Source organism: Streptomyces albidoflavus, from assembly GCF_000719955.1.
GTDB lineage: Bacteria > Actinomycetota > Actinomycetes > Streptomycetales > Streptomycetaceae > Streptomyces > Streptomyces albidoflavus.
In genome coordinates, this window is record NZ_JOII01000007.1 from 117,379 (window position 1) to 133,879 (window position 16,501).

The 16,501-nt window shown below is 71.7% G+C and carries 19 protein-coding genes and 1 pseudogene; 9 read left to right on the forward strand and 11 right to left on the reverse strand.

The annotated features are described in order from the left end of the window. The first annotated feature begins 127 nt into the window (after window positions 1–127). The 3 genes from pstC to pstB are packed head-to-tail and all read left to right on the forward strand — an operon-like array spanning window position 128 to window position 3,084. The gene (gene pstC, locus IF45_RS0110485) at window positions 128–1,177 is read left to right on the forward strand and encodes a phosphate ABC transporter permease subunit PstC (RefSeq protein WP_030306946.1); all 1,050 of its coding nucleotides are present in this window, start codon (window positions 128–130) and stop codon (window positions 1,175–1,177) included. After that, window positions 1,174–2,253, forward strand: coding sequence for a phosphate ABC transporter permease PstA (gene pstA / locus IF45_RS0110490; RefSeq protein WP_008409003.1), 1,080 nt, complete (start codon window positions 1,174–1,176; stop codon window positions 2,251–2,253). Before pstC ends, pstA begins: the two co-directional genes overlap by 4 nt. A gap of 54 nt (window positions 2,254–2,307) precedes the next feature. Beyond that, window positions 2,308–3,084 (forward strand): phosphate ABC transporter ATP-binding protein PstB, encoded by a 777-nt coding sequence (gene pstB / locus IF45_RS0110495; RefSeq protein WP_008409002.1) that lies wholly within the window; start codon window positions 2,308–2,310, stop codon window positions 3,082–3,084. A 153-nt stretch (window positions 3,085–3,237) separates the two neighbouring features. On the opposite strand, the gene IF45_RS0110500 is transcribed toward pstB, so the two are convergent. Next, window positions 3,238–4,236 carry an inorganic phosphate transporter gene (locus IF45_RS0110500; RefSeq protein WP_030306948.1) on the reverse strand — a complete coding sequence of 333 codons (999 nt, stop codon included), beginning with the start codon at window positions 4,234–4,236 and terminating at the stop codon, window positions 3,238–3,240. Window positions 4,237–4,241: 5 nt separating this feature from the next. Next, window positions 4,242–4,862, reverse strand: coding sequence for a DUF47 domain-containing protein (locus tag IF45_RS0110505; protein ID WP_003949129.1), 621 nt, complete (start codon window positions 4,860–4,862; stop codon window positions 4,242–4,244). Window positions 4,863–5,105: 243 nt separating this feature from the next. Here IF45_RS0110505 and IF45_RS0110510 point away from each other — a divergent pair, with 243 nt between their 5' ends. Continuing rightward, window positions 5,106–5,573: a metal-sensitive transcriptional regulator gene (locus IF45_RS0110510; protein WP_008408999.1), complete on the forward strand. Its 468-nt coding sequence runs from the start codon at window positions 5,106–5,108 to the stop codon at window positions 5,571–5,573. Window positions 5,574–5,621: 48 nt separating this feature from the next. On the opposite strand, the gene IF45_RS0110515 is transcribed toward IF45_RS0110510, so the two are convergent. The 3 genes from IF45_RS0110515 to IF45_RS0110525 form a co-directional block, all read right to left on the reverse strand. Beyond that, window positions 5,622–5,810, reverse strand: a complete 189-nt coding sequence (locus IF45_RS0110515) for a hypothetical protein (RefSeq protein ID WP_018895116.1) — start codon at window positions 5,808–5,810, stop codon at window positions 5,622–5,624. 157 nt (window positions 5,811–5,967) lie between these two features. Continuing rightward, window positions 5,968–6,732 carry an SDR family NAD(P)-dependent oxidoreductase gene (locus IF45_RS0110520; RefSeq protein ID WP_030306950.1) on the reverse strand — a complete coding sequence of 255 codons (765 nt, stop codon included), beginning with the start codon at window positions 6,730–6,732 and terminating at the stop codon, window positions 5,968–5,970. 81 nt (window positions 6,733–6,813) lie between these two features. Next, a complete protein-coding gene (locus tag IF45_RS0110525) occupies window positions 6,814–7,398 on the reverse strand; it encodes a TetR/AcrR family transcriptional regulator (RefSeq protein ID WP_008408993.1) in 585 nt (194 codons plus the stop codon). A 161-nt stretch (window positions 7,399–7,559) separates the two neighbouring features. Between IF45_RS0110525 and IF45_RS32230 the strand changes: the two genes are divergently transcribed. Beyond that, window positions 7,560–7,745 (forward strand): hypothetical protein, encoded by a 186-nt coding sequence (locus IF45_RS32230; RefSeq protein ID WP_078509623.1) that lies wholly within the window; start codon window positions 7,560–7,562, stop codon window positions 7,743–7,745. A gap of 16 nt (window positions 7,746–7,761) precedes the next feature. Here IF45_RS32230 and IF45_RS0110530 read toward each other — a convergent pair whose 3' ends face one another. Both IF45_RS0110530 and IF45_RS0110535 read right to left on the reverse strand, forming a co-directional pair. Next, window positions 7,762–8,532, reverse strand: coding sequence for a phosphatase PAP2 family protein (locus IF45_RS0110530; RefSeq protein WP_030306951.1), 771 nt, complete (start codon window positions 8,530–8,532; stop codon window positions 7,762–7,764). 297 nt (window positions 8,533–8,829) lie between these two features. Beyond that, window positions 8,830–9,990 carry a C40 family peptidase gene (locus IF45_RS0110535; protein WP_008408989.1) on the reverse strand — a complete coding sequence of 387 codons (1,161 nt, stop codon included), beginning with the start codon at window positions 9,988–9,990 and terminating at the stop codon, window positions 8,830–8,832. Window positions 9,991–10,179: 189 nt separating this feature from the next. On the opposite strand from IF45_RS0110535, the gene IF45_RS0110540 reads away from it, so the two are divergent. Then, window positions 10,180–10,686 carry an FBP domain-containing protein gene (locus tag IF45_RS0110540; protein WP_018470117.1) on the forward strand — a complete coding sequence of 169 codons (507 nt, stop codon included), beginning with the start codon at window positions 10,180–10,182 and terminating at the stop codon, window positions 10,684–10,686. A gap of 33 nt (window positions 10,687–10,719) precedes the next feature. Here the strand turns inward: IF45_RS0110540 and IF45_RS0110545 are convergent, their stop codons facing one another. After that, on the reverse strand, window positions 10,720–11,250 hold the full coding sequence (locus IF45_RS0110545; RefSeq protein WP_030306953.1) for a hypothetical protein: 531 nt from the start codon (window positions 11,248–11,250) through the stop codon (window positions 10,720–10,722). 43 nt (window positions 11,251–11,293) lie between these two features. Between IF45_RS0110545 and IF45_RS0110550 the strand changes: the two genes are divergently transcribed. Both IF45_RS0110550 and IF45_RS0110555 read left to right on the forward strand, forming a co-directional pair. Further along, window positions 11,294–11,713, forward strand: coding sequence for a hypothetical protein (locus tag IF45_RS0110550; RefSeq protein ID WP_003949138.1), 420 nt, complete (start codon window positions 11,294–11,296; stop codon window positions 11,711–11,713). Further along, the gene (locus IF45_RS0110555) at window positions 11,710–12,327 is read left to right on the forward strand and encodes a DinB family protein (RefSeq protein ID WP_003949139.1); all 618 of its coding nucleotides are present in this window, start codon (window positions 11,710–11,712) and stop codon (window positions 12,325–12,327) included. Before IF45_RS0110550 ends, IF45_RS0110555 begins: the two co-directional genes overlap by 4 nt. 34 nt (window positions 12,328–12,361) lie before the next feature. Here the strand turns inward: IF45_RS0110555 and IF45_RS0110560 are convergent, their stop codons facing one another. Beyond that, complete coding sequence (locus IF45_RS0110560) at window positions 12,362–13,732, reverse strand: S53 family peptidase (protein WP_026235254.1); 1,371 nt, start codon at window positions 13,730–13,732, stop codon at window positions 12,362–12,364. Between the two features lie 251 nt (window positions 13,733–13,983). Between IF45_RS0110560 and gcvH the strand changes: the two are divergent. Then, window positions 13,984–14,324: pseudogene (gene gcvH, locus IF45_RS31325) on the forward strand (glycine cleavage system protein GcvH). Between the two features lie 26 nt (window positions 14,325–14,350). On the opposite strand, the gene IF45_RS0110570 reads toward gcvH, so the two are convergent. Beyond that, window positions 14,351–15,661: a hypothetical protein gene (locus tag IF45_RS0110570; RefSeq protein WP_030306957.1), complete on the reverse strand. Its 1,311-nt coding sequence runs from the start codon at window positions 15,659–15,661 to the stop codon at window positions 14,351–14,353. Between the two features lie 192 nt (window positions 15,662–15,853). After that, on the reverse strand, window positions 15,854–16,327 hold the full coding sequence (locus IF45_RS0110575; protein ID WP_018470123.1) for a hypothetical protein: 474 nt from the start codon (window positions 16,325–16,327) through the stop codon (window positions 15,854–15,856). Window positions 16,328–16,501 lie beyond the last annotated feature (174 nt).

A 16,501-nucleotide genomic window follows, 5' to 3' on the forward strand; every position in this document is an offset into this window, starting at 1 on the left:
AACACGGCGCCCGGCCCGCGGCCCTCAGGCACGTCACCCCCATCCGCTCGATTCCGGTGCACCGCCGCCACCAGGGCACGGATGCCGGCCACCGCCGGTCCCTCGCGCCCGCAGACCGGAGAGATAGATGGACATGTCCATACACACGCCACCGGGAGCAGGGGCCCCGCACGACCAGGGCTCCGGCACCCGGCCCGCCCCCGAAGGCGGGACGCCGCCCCAGCAGGACGGCGCCCCCGCGCCCCGCCGGACCGTCACCCACCTCGGCGACCGGGTCTTCCGCGGCCTGTCCCGGGGCTCCGGCATCACCCTGCTGGTGATCATGGCGGCCATCGCCGTCTTCCTCACCTACCGCGCGGTCGGCGTCCTCGCGATCAACGAGGGCAACTTCCTCACGTCGTTCCAGTGGAACGCCAACGCCAACCCGCCGGACTTCGGCATCGCCGTGCTGGTCTACGGCACGATCATCAGCTCCGTCATCGCGATGGTCATCGCCGTGCCGATCGCCGTCGGCATCGCCCTCTTCATCTCGCACTACGCGCCCCGGCGCCTGGCGACCCCGCTCGCCTACGTCATCGACCTGCTGGCCGCGGTCCCCTCGATCGTCTACGGCCTGTGGGGCGCCCTCGTCCTCGTCCCGCACCTCGGCGGGCTCTACGAGTGGTTCGACGACTTCTTCGGCTGGACCGGCGTCCTGTCCTACCAGGGCGGCGCGGCCCGCTCCCTGTTCACCGTCGGCATCCTGCTGGCGATCATGATCCTGCCGATCGTCACCAACGTCAGCCGCGAGGTCTTCCTCCAGGTGCCGAAGATGCACGAGGAGGCCGCGCTGGCGCTCGGCGCCACCCGGTGGGAGGTCATCCGGATGTCGGTGCTGCCCTTCGGCCGCTCCGGCATCATCTCCGCCTCCATGCTGGGCCTGGGCCGCGCGCTCGGCGAGACGATGGCCGTCGCCACGGTCCTCTCCCCGAGCTTCACGATCATCGTCAGCCTGCTCGACCCGGGCGGCGGCACCTTCGCGCAGAACATCGCCAGCAAGTTCAGCGAGGCCAGCGAGCAGGGCCGGGACGCGCTCATCGCCTCCGGCCTGGTCCTCTTCGTCATCACCCTGCTGGTCAACGGCGGCGCCCGGGCGATCATCGCCCGCCGCAAGGAGTACTCGGGGGCCAACGCATGAGCCACGCGACCACCACCCCTGCCGCCGGCGGCCCCGCCCCGGGCGCCACCCCGCGGCTCAGCTCCGCACGGCTGCCGCGCTGGACGCCCTGGGTCGTCGCCCTCGGCTCCGTCGCCGCCGGCTGCGCGGCCGGGCTCGCCGCCGGGCTGAGCAGCAAGGTCCAGTGGGGCCTCATCGCCGGCCTGCTGTTCGTCGTCGCCAACTTCGCCCTGACCGCCCGGGTCCAGGGCCGCCGCCAGGCGCGGGACCGCCTCGCGACCAGCCTGGTCTGGGCCTCCTTCGTCCTCGCGCTGATCCCGCTGCTCTCCCTGCTGTGGGTCACCGTAGAGCGGGGCCTGAAGGTCCTGGACGGGTACTTCCTCAGCCACTCGATGGGCGTGATCGCCGACGCCGAGACCGGCGGCGGCATCTACCACGCGATCGTCGGCACCCTGGAGCAGGTCGGCCTCGCCACCCTGATGGCGGTCCCGATCGGTCTGCTCACCGCGGTCTACCTGGTCGAGTACGGCACCGGGAAGCTCGCCAAGGCCGTCACGTTCTTCGTGGACGTCATGACCGGCATCCCCTCGATCGTCGCGGGCCTGTTCATCTTCAGCTTCTGGATCATGATCCTCGGCTTCCAGCCGTCCGGTTTCGCCGGTGCGCTGGCGCTGGCCATCCTGATGATGCCGGTGGTGGTCCGCTCCACCGAGGAGATGCTGAAGCTGGTCCCCAACGAACTGCGCGAAGCCTCGCTGGCCCTGGGCGTCCCCAAGTGGCGCACGATCCTCAAGGTGGTGCTGCCCACCTCGGTCGGCGGCATCACCACCGGCGTCATGCTCGCCGTGGCCCGCGTCGCCGGCGAGACCGCCCCGGTGCTCCTGCTGGTGTGGGGCAACCCCCTCATCAACATGAACCCCTTCGAACAGGGCCAGTCCTCCCTGCCGCTCTACGTGTACCAGCAGTACGCGGCGGGACAGTCGGCCTCGATCGACCGCGCCTGGGCAGCGGCCCTCGTCCTGATCGCCTTCGTCATGGTCCTGAACCTGGCGGCCCGCGGCGTCGCCCGCTGGAAGGCCCCGAAGACCGGCCGCTAACGGCCACGACAACCGGCTCCGTCCGCGGGGCCACGCGGAAAGTGTGAGTACAAGATGGCCAAGCGAATCGACGTCAGCGGCCTGACCGCCTACTACGGCACCCACAAGGCCATCGAGGACATCTCGATGACCGTGGAGCCCCGCTCCGTGACCGCCTTCATCGGCCCGTCCGGCTGCGGCAAGTCCACCTACCTGCGCACCCTCAACCGTATGCACGAGGTCACCCCCGGTGGCCGCGTCGAGGGCAAGGTCATGCTCGACGACGAGGACCTGTACGGCTCCTCCGTCGACCCGGTCGCGGTCCGCCGCACCATCGGCATGGTCTTCCAGCGCCCCAACCCCTTCCCCACCATGTCGATCTACGACAACGTGGCGGCCGGGCTGCGCCTCAACGGCAAGACCAAGAAGGCCGACCTCTCCGACGTGGTCGAGAAGTCCCTGCGCGGCGCCAACCTGTGGAACGAGGTCAAGGACCGGCTGAACAAGCCCGGCTCCGGCCTCTCCGGCGGCCAGCAGCAGCGGCTCTGCATCGCCCGCGCCATCGCGGTCGAGCCGCAGGTCCTGCTGATGGACGAGCCCTGCTCGGCGCTGGACCCGATCTCCACCCTCGCCATCGAGGACCTGATCGGGGAGCTGAAGGAGCGGTTCACCATCGTCATCGTCACCCACAACATGCAGCAGGCGGCCCGCGTCTCCGACCGCACCGCCTTCTTCAACCTGGAGGGTGTCGGCCGCCCCGGCAAGCTCGTCGAGATGGACGAGACCGAGCGGATCTTCTCCAACCCGTCCGTCCAGGACACCGAGGACTACATCTCCGGCCGCTTCGGCTGACCCGGACTCCCCCAGCCTCCCGCGGTGCTGCATGGCGGTGCCACCGCGGGGACCCGCCCGCTCCAGCAGGGGCGGGGGTACGCGAACGGGCCCGCGCCCCTCTCCCAGGGGTGCGGGCCCGTTCGCGTACGGCCTCGGGCGGGTGCCCGTGCGTCACAGGAAGGCGAAGTTCACCGCGTAGAAGCAGACCGCGGCGACCAGGGCGGCGGCCGGCATGGTGATGAACCAGCCGAGGATGATGTTCTTGGCGACGCCCCAGCGGACCGCGTTGACCCGCTTGGTGGCGCCCACGCCCATGATCGCGGAGGTGATCACGTGGGTGGTGGAGATCGGCGCGTGGAACATGAAGGCCGAGGCGAACATGATCGAGGCGCCGGTGGTCTCGGCGGCGAAGCCCTGCGGCGGGTCCAGCTCGATGATCTTCCGGCCCAGGGTCCGCATGATGCGCCAGCCGCCCGCGTAGGTGCCGAGCGAGAGCATCAGGGCGCAGGCGATCTTGACCCAGACCGGGATCTCGTCGCCGGCCTGCTGGACGTCGGCGATGACGAGGGCCATCACCACGATGCCCATGGTCTTCTGCGCGTCCTGGAGACCGTGGCCGAGCGCCATGCCGGCCGCCGAGACGGTCTGGGCGATGCGGAAGCCGCGCTTGGCCTTGTGCGGGTTGGCCCGGCGGAACATCCACATGATCAGCGCCATCACCAGGTAACCGGCGACGAGGCCGATCACCGGGGACAGGAACATCGGGATGACGATCTTGTCGAGGACGCCGGTCCAGATGACGCCGATGCCGCCGGCCAGGGCCGCGCCGACCATGCCGCCGAACAGGGCGTGCGAGGAGGACGACGGGAGGCCGAAGTACCAGGTGATGAGGTTCCAGACGATGGCGCCGACCAGCGCGGCGAAGAGAATCCACATTCCCTTGTCGCCGTGGGGCGTCTCGATGAGCCCCTCACTGACGGTCTTCGCGACGCCCTGCCCGAGGAAGGCGCCCGCCAGGTTCATGACGGCGGCCATGGCGAGCGCCGCCCGGGGGGTGAGGGCCCGGGTGGAGACCGAGGTGGCGATGGCGTTCGCCGAGTCGTGGAAGCCGTTCGTATAGGTGAAGCCGAGCGCGACGGCGATCGTCACGACCAGCGCAAAGGTGTCCACGAGCGTCAGGACTCCTTGACCGCGATGGTCTCCACCGTGTTGGCGACGTGCTCGAAGGCGTCGGCCGCCTCTTCCAGCACATCGACGATCTGCTTGAGCTTCAGCACCTCCATGGCGTCGTACTTGCCGTTGAAGAGGTGGGCGAGCAGCTTGCGGTGGATCTGGTCCGCCTGGTTCTCCAGCCGGTTGACCTCGATCCAGTACTCCGTGAGGTTCTGCATGGTGCGGAGGTTCGGCATCGCCTCGGCGGTCAGCTCGGCGGCGCGAGAGAGCACCTCGATCTGCATGTCGACGCCCTTGGGCAGCTCGTCGATCTGGTACAGCACGACCAGGTCGACGGCCTCCTCCATGAAGTCCATGATGTCGTCGAGCGACGACGCCAGGGAGTAGATGTCCTCCCGGTCGAACGGGGTGATGAAGGAGGAGTTCAGCTGGTGGAAGATCGCGTGGGTCGCGTCGTCCCCGGCGTGCTCCGCCGCCCGCATCCGCTCCGCGATCTCGGCCCGAGCGGCGGGGTCCGCCCCGAGCAGTTCCATCAGGAGCTTCGAGCCCGTGACAATGTTGTCCGCAGAGGCGGCGAACATGTCGTAGAAGCTCGTCTCCCTGGGGGTCAGACGAAAGCGCACGTGGGGTCCTCGGGGTGCTCTGGATTCGGTCAGGGTGATGCTAGGCGCATCATCCGGCCACGGCTAACCGGCCAGCCCTCAGTATGGCGAAGTTCGGTACCATATACCCACCAGGGGTATATGAGGAGGGTGGTACTGGCTGGTTTTGGCTGGTACCGGACACCGTCCGACACCAAGCCGACGATACGACTTCTCGCTTGAGTACCCCGCCCCGACCCCCGACACCCCCTCCAGGAGGACGCGATGACGACCACCGAGGCCGGAGCCCCGAACCCCGCCGCACCCTCCGCCGACCAGCGGGGAACCACACCGGGCGACACCCCGGACACGCAGGCACACCAGGGGGCGGACGTGACGAACGAGACAGCACAGTCGGGCGAGTCGACCGAGGCGACAGGGGACGAGATCGTCACCGACCACGACCGGGGCGTCCACGGCTACCACCACAACAAGGCCGAGCACCTCAAACGCCTGCGCCGCATCGAGGGGCAGATCCGCGGCCTCCAGCGCCTGGTGGAGGAGGACGTCTACTGCATCGACATACTCACGCAGGTCTCCGCCAGCACCAAGGGCCTCCAGTCCTTCGCTCTCCAGCTCCTGGAGGAGCACCTGCGCCACTGTGTCGCCGACGCCGCCCTCAAGGGAGGCGACGAGATCGACGCCAAGGTCGAAGAGGCCACCAAGGCCATCGCCCGCATGCTCCGCACCTGACACCCCGCCCGGCGCGGGTACCCCCTGGGGGGCCCGGGGCGGGGCCGGCTACTCCTCGCCCCAGCACCCCGCGCCGACCGGCACCCGGGCCTCCCGCACCCGCAGCACCTCGTCGATCACGGCGAAACTCAGCCGCTCCCCGGCAGCGGTCGACGCGACGATCATCAACTCGCCGCACAGTTCTATCTCCGCGAGCGCCACGGCGTCCTGCACGCCCCCACCGCGCATCCCGCCCATCCGCCCTCGCCCCTTCCGACGCCACCGACCGGTCCCCCAGCGTAGGCAGGGGCCCTCGGTCGGCACATGACACAGAGGGGCCATTTCCCCTATGCCCCGTTGGGGTCAAGGGTGCGGGCCGGACGGCTCTGACCACACCGCCCGGCCGCGCCCCGGCTCAGGCGGCGGCACCCCCGTCCACCACGAGGTCCGCCCCGACCACCGAGGCGGCCTCCGGTGAAGCCAGGTACAGGACCGCCGCCGCGATCTCGGCGGTGGTGGAGACGCGTCCCAGCGGGGAGTCCTTCCTCATGCGGGTGGCGCGGGCAGCGTCGTTCTCGCCGGGGAGCAGGGACATGGAGGTGGCGGACGGCCCCGGGCTCACGGCGTTGACGCGGACCCCGTCGGCGATGTGGTCCAGGGCGGCGGCGCGGGTCAGCGCGGAGACGGCCGCCTTGGTGGCGATGTACCCGGCCAGTCCGGGGACGCGGCGGTGGGCGCCGAGGTTGGAGGCGAGGTTGACGATGGCGCCGCCGGTGGGCTGCTCGCGCATCCGGGCGATCTCGGCCTGGAGGCTGAACAGCACGCCGGTGAGGTTGATGTCGACCAGGCTGCGCCAGTCCTCCTCCGGGAGGTCGGCCACCGGGGCGCCGCCCCGGAAGACGCCGGCGTTGTTGACGGCCACGTCGAGGCTGCCGAAGCGGGCGACGGTGCGGTCGACCAGCTCCCGGACCTCCCCGGAGCGGGACACGTCGGCGGTGAACGCGGCCGCCGTGCCGCCTTCCTTCCCGATCAGGGCGACCGTCTCGTCCAGCGGTGCGGCGGTGCGCCCGGCGACGGCCACCGAGGCCCCCTCGGCGGCGAAGGCGAGCGCGACGGCCCGGCCGATGCCGGTGCCCGCGCCGGTGACGAGGACGGTCCTGCCCGTGAAGCGTGTGGTCATGATGACTACTCCCCCTGTTTTTTTGACCGATCGTTCCATTAAGTGGCCAGAAGCAAGCCCCCGCACGACGGGGGGGCACGTTCAGTCCAGCAGTTGCAGCGCCTGCTCGGCGGCGTCCCGCACCCGGCCCGGCTCGTCCGACGCCTTGCCGACCACCCGCAGCCCCTGCATCAGCACCAGCAGCATCCGGGCGAGGGCCCGCGGGTCGCGGCCGGCGGGCAGCTCCCCCTGGGCCTGGGCCCGGACCAGGGCCGAGTGCAGCAGGGTCTCGATGTGGGACCAGCTCGCCTCGACCCGGCGGGCGGCCGCGGGGTCCCGCGTGCCCAGTTCGGCGGCGGTGTTGGTGACGAAGCACCCGTCGGCGCGGTGCTCGCCGGAACCGGCCTCGGCCGCGAACCGCCGCACCACCGCGCGTACGGCCGGCAGCGCGGGGCCCGGCCCGGACAGCTCTCCCAGCAGGCCCGGGTCCCGGTTCTCGTTGTACCGGTCCAGAGCCTTCAGATACAGCTCGTGCTTGTTGCCGAAGGTGGCGTAGATGCTGGCGCGCCCGATGCCGAGGTGGCCGACGAGGTCCGCCATCGAGGTCGCCTCGTAGCCCTGGCGCCAGAACAGCTCAAGGGCTGACTGGAGGGCGGCGTCCGGGTCGAATTCCTTGGTTCTGGCCACGTCGGGACCCTAGGAGATTCGAGAACGATCGGTCAAGTATCACCCGGGACGCACCGCGCCCGAAGGAGCTTCGAAGGCGCTGCGAAGGCGCTCCGGAGGCGCTCCGGAGGAACGGGGCACCGGCATTTGAGGCCCGGTCGCGGACGAGTACCGTGGAAGACGTGGCAGAGCCGACAGCACCCCCCGCGCCCCACCTCACCACCACCGTGGAGAAGGGGCGCTTCTGTACCGCGCACTGCACCTGCGGGTGGCGGGGACCGGCGCGCAGAGCCCGGTCGAAGGCGCGGTCGGACGCCGAGGGGCACGTGACGTACGGGGACGGCCTGAGCCCCGTCGCGGCGGCCTGAGCCCTGCGCTTCCGCTTCAGGCGGCCAGGTCGCGGTCCCGGCGGCGGCTCACGCCGACGGCACCGGACTCCTGGCGCACCCCGTCCTCCTGCCGTTCCCGGCCCTGCTCCTGCTCCTGCTCCTGCTCCTGCTCCACGGAGCCGGCCTCGTCCCGGGTGCCCTTCGGGGACCAGACCAGGCGGCCCACCTTCGCCGAGCGGGCGATGAGCTTGGTGAGCGGGGTGAGGAGGGCCGAGGCGAGGGGGGAGAGGAGGAGGGCGACGGCGGTGCCGAGGGCGAGGCCGCCGATGACGTCGGTGGGGTAGTGGACGCCCAGGTAGACGCGGCTGAAGCCGAGCAGGACAGCGAGGGCGATACCGGCCAGGCCCGCCCGGCGGTGGGCGATGAAGAGGCCGACCGCGAGGGCCATCGCGAGGGTGGCGTGATCGCTGACGAAGGAGAAGTCGCCGCGGACGGCGACGAGTTCCTCGATGCCCCGGTGCTGTTCGGCCGGGCTCGGGCGGCCGACGAAACCGCGGATCGGGATGTTGACCAGCAGGGCGATGCCCGCGGCCAGCGGGGCCCAGACGACGGCGGCGACCGCTCCGGCGGCCTCCTCGCGGCAGTCGGTGCGCCGCACCCGCCACCAGGTCCACACGGTCAGCAGGACGAGGGCGAGGATCAGCCCGTACTCACCGGCGACGGTGACGACACGGTCGACCCAGTCGGGGGCGGTGGCGGTGAGGCCGTTGATGTCGTAGAGCAGACCCACGTCGGGGTTCGACCCGGTGGTCTCCAGTCCAGCCATCGCGGTGCGGCCCCTTGTCTGCTCGCCTGCCGGCACACCTTCGCGTGTGCCTCTTCTGCCTTCGCAACCCCCGTGGTCCGAAGCGACGGTTCCGCCACCACCGTGGTGACGGTCCGTCCGGTGCGTGCTGCTGCGTGGTCAGTGCGGCGTGCTGCCCCCCATCAGGAAACGCCTGTGGGCCCGCGCGCCGTTCCACCCTCCACGGAACGATCACCCTCCTGTTATCGAAGAGAGATCCATCCTCGCAGCTCAGAGCCAGAATCTGACACAGAGTTCAAGCCACCTTACCGTGCGCGTTCAGGACGTAGGGGCCCTTGACACCGACGGCCCCCCGGCCTCGTCCGAACGGCCCTCGGGCGTCTCGGGCTCCTCGCGCCGGGCCTCGTCGCCCGGTTCCGCATCCGCCGCGCCCTCCGGGCCCTCCTCGGGCTCCGGCTGGTCCTCCGCCCGCTCCTCGGCGGGCGCCGTCGGCAGCGCCTCGGCGCCCGCCGCCGTGACGCGGGTGGCGCCGAAGTAGTCCGGGGTGTCCATCTTGGAGAAGCGGACGACGGCGCCGGGGCGCGGGGCGTCGATCATGTAGCCGCCGCCCACGTAGATCCCGACGTGGCGGATGGCGCGCGAGTTGGCGAGGTCGTCGGAGAAGAAGACCAGGTCACCCGGGAGCAGTTCGTCCCGCGAGGGGTGCGGCCCGGCGTTGTACTGGTCGTTGGCGACGCGCGGCAGCTCGATCCCCGCCGTCCGGTACGCCGCCTGCGTCAGCCCCGAGCAGTCGAACCGCCCGCCCTGCTCGGCCGTGCCCGTCCCGCCCCACAGGTACGGCGTCCCCAGCTTCTGCTGCGCGTACTGGATGGCCTGCGCCGCCTGCTGGGACGGCTCGACCCGCGTCACCGGCCGGGCGAAGCTCTTGGAGAGGTCGGTGATGGTCTTCACGTAGTTCTGCGTCTCGCTGTACGGCGGCACGCCCCCGTACTTGATGACGGCGTACGGCCCGGCGTTGTACGCGGCGAGCATGTTGTGCGTCGGGTCGCCCGGGGCGTCCTTGACGTACTTGGCCAGCTCGCAGTCGTAGTAGGCGGCCGAGGGGATCGCGTCCTGCGGGTCCCAGACGTCGCGGACGCCGTCCTTGTTGCCGTCTATGCCGTGGGTGGCCCAGGTCCCGGGGATGAACTGGGCGATGCCCTGGGCGGCGGCGGGGCTCTGCGCCTTCGGGTTGAAGCCGCTCTCCTGGTAGAGCTGGGCGGCGAGCAGGGCCGGGTTGATGGCCGGGCAGAGGTTGCCCCACTTCTGCACGAGGGCCTGGTACTGCGCGGGTACGGACCCCTTGGCGAGCGCCACCGCGCCCCCCGCCGCCCCGCCCGCCAGCGACCCGGCGGCGGCCAGCGTGCCGACGAAGAGCAGCGCGACGAACCCCAGGCACGTCGTGATCCCGATCCCGCCCACCACCAGAACCTTTTTCACGCCCCCAGGGTCCCCCATCGCGGCCGGAAGCGAACAGATTTCCCCCAGACATGACGCAGACCACGCCTGTGCGGCCGGTATATGACGCTCCGTCGGCGCACCGGCCCCTCCCACCCCGTCCACGGCCCCCGGCGCGGCGCGGAAAAACTCCGTGCACCGGCCACCGACGCGGCCCTAAGGTCGTCCCCCGTGGACCCACTGACCGAAAAACAGATCCGTACCTCGTTCGTCAACAGCACGAAGGGCGAGGCCACCCGCCTGCGCCTCCCGCTCGACTTCGCCGAGCTGCCCTGGCCGGATCTCGACTTCCTCGGCTGGGTCGACCCGGGCGCGCCGCTCCGCGCCCACCTCGTCGTCCCGCGCGCCGACGGCACCCCGCTGGGCATCTCCCTGCGCGTCCCGGCCGTCGGCCGCACCAGCGCCATGAAGTCGAGCCTCTGCCAGATCTGCCTGACCGGCCACGCCTCCTCCGGCGTCACCCTCTTCACCGCCCCGCTGGCGGGCCCGCGCGGCCGCCAGGGCAACACCGTCGGCATCTACCTCTGCGCCGACCTGGCCTGCCCCCTCTACGTACGCGGCAAGCGCCAGCCCCTGCTGCGCTCGGGCCGCCAGGAGGAGTCCCTGACGGTGGAGGAACGGGTGGAGCGGATGATGTCGAATCTGGAGGGGTTCACGGCGAAGGTGGTCGAGGGGTAGTCACCGAGTACTCACCGGGTACTCCTCGGGCACTCACCGGGTGAGGCCCATCAGCTCCTCGTCGAACCCCGGAAACTCGGCGCCGGCGTCCGCCACCACCCCGGCGGGCCCGCGCCGCCGCCCGGACGCGAACCGCTCCGCCACGGCCTCCCGCACGGGGTCCGGGCGCGGCTCCTCCTCCTCGGCCCCGTACCCGGCAGCGGCCTCCCAGGGCCCGACCCCGCCGGCCAGCAGCCACAGGAAGTCCGCGAGATCCCGCGCGATCACCCCGGTCTCGCCCTCCGACCCCAGGAAGACCACCGGCTGCTCGACCAGCCCGCGCCCCTCCCGAACCAGCCAGAACGCCGCGTACCCGCCGGTCCCGTCCTGCCCGAACACCCGGAAGCAGGCGCCGTCCACCTCCTGGTTCCCGGTCCAGGACCGGAACCACCCGGCGGTCTCCCCCGCCGACAGGAACTCCGGGAACGGCTCGAAATCGACCCCGTTCCCGTCGTCGTAGTCGAACCCACCCGCCAGCGCGGCGGCCAGTGCGGCGGGGAACTCCCGCGACTCGTCCTCAACCATGCGGCCACGCTAGACGCAACCACCGACAGGGCACCCTCCGCGCATGGACGCCTCCCACGTGACCGCAGCCGTAGCCGAGACCCACCGCGTCCTCGGCCCGCACACCGACGCAGACTGGTCGGCCCCCGCCAGTCCCTTGGAGTGGAGCTGCCGGGACACCGCCGTCCACATCGCCCACGACCTGCTCGCCTACGCGTCCCAGCTCGCCGCGGCCCCCGCCGACGCCTACCTCCCCCACGACCTCACCGTCCGCCCGGAGGCCACACCCGCCGACATCCTCCGCACCGTCACCGCCTGCGGCACCCTCCTGAGCGGCGTCCTCACCACCACCGCCCCGACGGCCCGCGCCTGGCACTGGGGTCCTTGCGACCCGGCCGGCTTCGCCGCGATGGGCGCCCGCCACCCTCGCCTCGCAGGATACGAGCGCCTCGTGTCAGTGGCAGGAGCCACACTCCCCCCATGACCCAACCCAACCCCGACCCCACCTACAAAGCCGACCTCGTCCGCTACCTCCAGGAGTCCAGGGAAGCCCTGCTCTGGAAGCTGGACGGCCTGTCGGAGTACGACGCCCGGCGGCCCCTGACCCCGACGGGGACGAACCTCCTCGGTCTGGTGAAGCACCTCTCCGGTGTCGAACTCGGCTACTTCGGGGACACCTTCGGGCGTCCGTACTTCACGGAGGAGAAGCCCCCGCCCTCGTGGTGGTGGACCGAGGCCGAGGACCCGCACGCCGACATGTACGCCACCCCGGAGGAGTCCCGCGAGGAGATCACGGGCCTGTACCGGCGGGCCTGGGAGCACGCGCAGGCCACGTTCGACGCGCTCCCCCTGGACGCGGTGGGCCGTGTTCCGTGGTGGCCCGAGGAGCGGAGCGCGGTCACGCTGCACCACATCATGGTGCGGGTCAACTCCGACACCCAGCGCCACGCGGGCCACGCCGACATCCTCCGCGAACTCATCGACGGAGCGGCCGGGTTGATCCCGGGCAAGGACGCGCTGGCGACCGACGACGCGGAGAACTGGGCGCGCCACCGGGAGCGGGTCGAGCAGGCGGCCAGGGAGGCGGACGCCCGCTGAGCCACACCCGCCCGCCCCCGCGAGGCGCCCCCGCTCAGCGGTCCGTCAGTGCCGGTACGAGGAGTGACGCGTCCAGGGTGCCCAGGCCGCTGGCCAGGTCGTAGCCGCGGGTGGCACGGTGGCCGTCGTCGCCGTTGGTGCCGTGGGTGACGTCGAGGAGGCCCGCCTTGCGGCCGGCGTCGACGTCGCGGCCCATTTCGTACAGGTGGTGGTGGAGGCGGCCGACGCGGTCGCCGGCCTCCTGGTCGGCGTCGGCGACGATGCCGGCGAAGAGGGGGGCGGCCAGGCTGGTTCCGGCCATCGGGACCCAGGTGGGGGTCTTGCCGTCCTCGGTGAAGTGGATCATGGTCGAGCCGTCGCCGGAGGCGGTCATGGCGAGGTCGGGCACGCCTCGCCGGGCGCCGACGGCCGGCTCGACCCGGTTCTGGTAGGAGGGGCGGTCGAAGACCTCGGAGACGCCGCCGCCGGAGGCGCCCGCGCGGTCGTCCCAGACCACGTCCGGGTCGGTCCGCCGTCCCTCGTCGTCGAGGCCGAGCCGCAGCCCGCCGACCGCGAAGACGCTCGGGTCGGAGGCGGGCCAGGAGACCCCCCGTACGGGCTTGCCGTCCTCCTCGGTGGGGGCGGCGCCGCCGTCCCCGGCGGGCGCGACCACGGTGATGCCCTTGCGGGCCGCGTCGAGGAAGACGGGGGCCATCTCCTTGAAGTCGGTGCGCAGTTCCCGCCCCAGTTCGCCCTTCTCGGGCACGGCGAAACTGACCGACAGCACATCGGCCGAGTCGTCCTCGACGACCTGGCGCGCCACGTCGGCGAGGCGCCGCGCCCCGTCCGCCGTCAGCCCCTCGTCGGCCTCGCCCGGGGCCGCGTCGACCTGGTGCAGCACCACCTTGGCCTCCGGCGCCATGGCGTGGACCGCCTGTACGGCGAGGGTGGTGTCCTTGGCCTGGGAGACCATGACGTCGCTGTCCCAGTCGAAGGGCGCGGCCTCACCGGAGTCGGGCGCGTGCCGCACCACCTCGATCTGCGGCGCCGCCAGCCGCAGCTTCTCGCTGAACGCCCGCAGGTCCGTCTCCAGCACCGGCGACCCCACCGGCATCACCACGGCGACCGTCTGCCCCTTGCCGGTCGCCTTCAGCTCCTTCACGCCGTAGACGGTCCGCAGCTGGTCGAAGGTGTAGCAGGAGGTCCGCTGCTCCTTGCGGCACTCCTCCTGCGCCTGCCGTACCGAGGGATCGGGCTCGTCGGCGGCGGGCGTCACCGGCGCCTGCGACCCGGGTACCCGCTCCGCCGTCCCCGCTCCGCGCGTCCGCCCGGGCCCGTCCTCGTCCCCGGCCCCCTGGCACCCCGCCACCAGCACCGCGCCCGCCACCACGGCAACCCCGACCCGCGCCCTCGCTCCCCTGCCCATGCTCCGGCCCTCCCGACGACGGCACCCCGACTCGCCCCGGCCGACCCGAGGCCATCCCACCCTCCGCCGGGGCGGCGGGGGCGGCGAGCCTGAGGGGGCCGGGCGGGTGACGCCAGGGGAGCCGCGCCGCCCCGTCCGGGTGCGTGTCCCGGCGGCCGCGTGCTCGTTCCAGTGCCGTTGGACAGCCGTCCCCGAGAAGGAGCCCCGTGAACATTCCCGAAGAGCTGAAGTACACCGAGGAGCACAACTGGGTGCGGGTCCTGTCCGGTGGCGCCGCCCAGGTCGGGATCACCAGCTACGCCCAGACCCAGCTGGGCGACATCGTCTTCGTCGAGCTTCCCAAGGTGGGGCAGGCCCTCGACGCCGGGCAGGCCATGGGCGTGATCGAGTCCGTCAAGGCCGCGACCGACCTGTACTCGCCCCTGGCGGGGAAGGTCACCGCCGTCAACGACGAGCTCGAAGCGAGCCCCGAGTCATCAACGAGGAGCCGTACGGAGACGGCTGGATGGTGGAGATCCAGCCGTCGGACGCCGGTGCCCTGAACGACCTCCTCGACGCGGCGAAGTACCAAGGCATCGTCAGCGGCGGCTGACCACTCGACGGAGGTCCGGCCCCGGCTCACCAGGCCGGGGCCGGACCCGTTCCCGGCAACGGCACCCCCCTGAGCTGCGACCCTCGCGCGGGCCCGTTGACGTGGAACGCGGCCCGGACGGCGGCGGCGCCTCTGGCGGCGGTCTCCGGGGTCACGGAGTAGTCGGTCGGGTCCGGGGGCAGGTCGCCGTAGCGGGCCTGTTCGCGGACGCAGGCGTTGCACAGGCCCGGCTGGAACATGTTGGCCTTGCAGTTGACGCACTGGGGCCGGGAGGCCGGGCGGGGTCTCGGCGCGCGTGGGGCGGGCTTCTTACGGCGCAGCCGGTCGGCGACCAGTGCTGCCGCCGCGTGCACCCGGGGTGGCAGCCCGCTGGTCAACAGGTGGAACACCGACGCCTCGTCGGCCCCGACCGCGAACCACTCGTCCAGCAACGGCGCCAACTCCCGCGCCTCGTCCGCCCCGAGCGTCAGCCGCCGGTCCCGCTGCCCGAGCCGCGCCAGCACCTCGGCGCTCCCGGTGAGAGGTTCCTCGCGGCGAGGCCGCTGGGGCGCGTCTGCGGGGTCGGGAGGCAGCGCCTCACCCTCGGCCGCCTCGGAGGTCTCCCAGACGATGGGAGGGGCGCCTGAGGGCTCTGGCGGGGGCGGGGAGGTCACAGGGTCCGTGGGGGGTGGCGTGGGCGGAGTCCGGGGTGCCGTTCCGGCGGGGCGGTCGTCCAGCGGTGCGCGCGGACCGGGGACGATGATCGCCGACTCGGCGCAAGCCGACGCCAGTTGTCCTGCGGGGACCTGGTCCTCCGCCGCCTCGCGCTTCTTGCGGCGGCGCTTCGGGCGGCGTTCGCCGCAGCCCGCGTCCTGCGCCCGAGGGCCGTCCGACGAGGGGGAGGGGACTCCCAGGGTGGGGGGTCTTGTACTCCCCGTCTTGCCCGTAAGGGTAGGGCCGGGGGCGCCGACGGTCGGTCCACCGGAGGCCGGGTTTCCGGACACCGCAGCGCAGACCTTGCCCAGGCTCGCCACACCCGGCTCGGCGGGCGCGTCGGGCTCGTCGGCGTACGGAACGTCGAAGACCTCGTAGTCGGTGGTGAAGCGGCCCGTGGGGCCTTGGCGCCTGACCCGGCGGAGGTACCGGAACTCCTCCAACTGCCGCAGGGCGGCGGCCACACGGTCGCGCCCTTCGGCCCTGAGTCCGGCGAGCTGGCGTACCGAGGTCCTGCTGCCGTCAGGGAGCCCGAGGAGGTACGAGAGGATGCCCATCGCCGCCCACGAAAGGTGCTTGTCGCGCGTCGTGGCGTTGGGGAGACTGGTGAAAGAGCGCTTGGGCGCGCTACGGTAAATGCGCATTCGGGAAGGTGTTGCTTCCTGGTGTCATGACGGCAGGGAGCGGCAACTCCCGTGTACGTCCGCCCCCGTGTGCTGCGCACCGGGGGCTTTTCCTATGAGCGGGCATATGCGCCGTTCAGCGGCGACTCTATGTGCGGCCAAAAGGGCGAAGGCAAGCCCGAACAGGCATTTTGGGCCCGCACAGAGTGATATTCACTCTCCCGAGTGAATGGGGGGCGCCGGAGGGTTCTCCTCCAGTTCCGCGAGCACCCCCAAGTCGCCGGCCGCCCACGCCAGCAGCGTGCTCCGCAACAGCAGCGGATGCACCAACTGCCCCGTAGCCCCCGGCTGGTGCCGCCACCGCAGCGGCCACGTCCACCCGCTCAGCGCCGGTACGGGGATGAACGCGATCCGCCCCGCCTCCCCCGTCAGCCGCGTCACCCCGTCCGGCCAGCTCCGGTGCCCCGTCGAGCCGACCGGCACCAGGAAGTACACCGCCCGCCTGCCCCTGACCTCCTCCACCACCGGCCCCGGCTCGCCCAGAGTCATCTGGGCCATCGCCTCAGCGATCAGCCGCCCGGCACACCCGTCCACCCGCACAGCGTCGAACCGCACACCCGCCTTGCGCAGTTGGACCCCGCAGGAGGGCACCCAGTCCAGTTCCGTCGCGTGACTTTCCGTATTCATAGGACCAGTGAAGTACCCCGGCAGTACCGTTTCCATGACTCTCTGTCGATGATCGCCAACAGTGGGAAGTCGGCGGGTACGCGACGAGACCATTTGAGTTCGTTTGAGGTCAGGGGTGACCGAATTGGGGCGCAGAGAAGACGCAAACAAGGGTGACCGTCCCACGAGCGCCTA

Coding starts and splice junctions, on each gene's coding strand:
- IF45_RS0110570 (WP_030306957.1), bottom strand. CDS start 15,661: ATGCGCATTTACCGTAGCGCGCCCAAGCGCTCTTTCACCAGTCTCCCC.
- IF45_RS0110560 (WP_026235254.1), bottom strand. CDS start 13,732: ATGGGCAGGGGAGCGAGGGCGCGGGTCGGGGTTGCCGTGGTGGCGGGC.
- IF45_RS0110550 (WP_003949138.1), top strand. CDS start 11,294: ATGGACGCCTCCCACGTGACCGCAGCCGTAGCCGAGACCCACCGCGTC.
- IF45_RS0110575 (WP_018470123.1), bottom strand. CDS start 16,327: ATGAATACGGAAAGTCACGCGACGGAACTGGACTGGGTGCCCTCCTGC.
- pstB (WP_008409002.1), top strand. CDS start 2,308: ATGGCCAAGCGAATCGACGTCAGCGGCCTGACCGCCTACTACGGCACC.
- IF45_RS0110520 (WP_030306950.1), bottom strand. CDS start 6,732: ATGACCACACGCTTCACGGGCAGGACCGTCCTCGTCACCGGCGCGGGC.
- IF45_RS0110555 (WP_003949139.1), top strand. CDS start 11,710: ATGACCCAACCCAACCCCGACCCCACCTACAAAGCCGACCTCGTCCGC.
- pstA (WP_008409003.1), top strand. CDS start 1,174: ATGAGCCACGCGACCACCACCCCTGCCGCCGGCGGCCCCGCCCCGGGC.
- IF45_RS0110510 (WP_008408999.1), top strand. CDS start 5,106: ATGACGACCACCGAGGCCGGAGCCCCGAACCCCGCCGCACCCTCCGCC.
- pstC (WP_030306946.1), top strand. CDS start 128: ATGGACATGTCCATACACACGCCACCGGGAGCAGGGGCCCCGCACGAC.
- IF45_RS0110545 (WP_030306953.1), bottom strand. CDS start 11,250: ATGGTTGAGGACGAGTCGCGGGAGTTCCCCGCCGCACTGGCCGCCGCG.
- IF45_RS0110530 (WP_030306951.1), bottom strand. CDS start 8,532: ATGGCTGGACTGGAGACCACCGGGTCGAACCCCGACGTGGGTCTGCTC.
- IF45_RS0110515 (WP_018895116.1), bottom strand. CDS start 5,810: ATGGGCGGGATGCGCGGTGGGGGCGTGCAGGACGCCGTGGCGCTCGCG.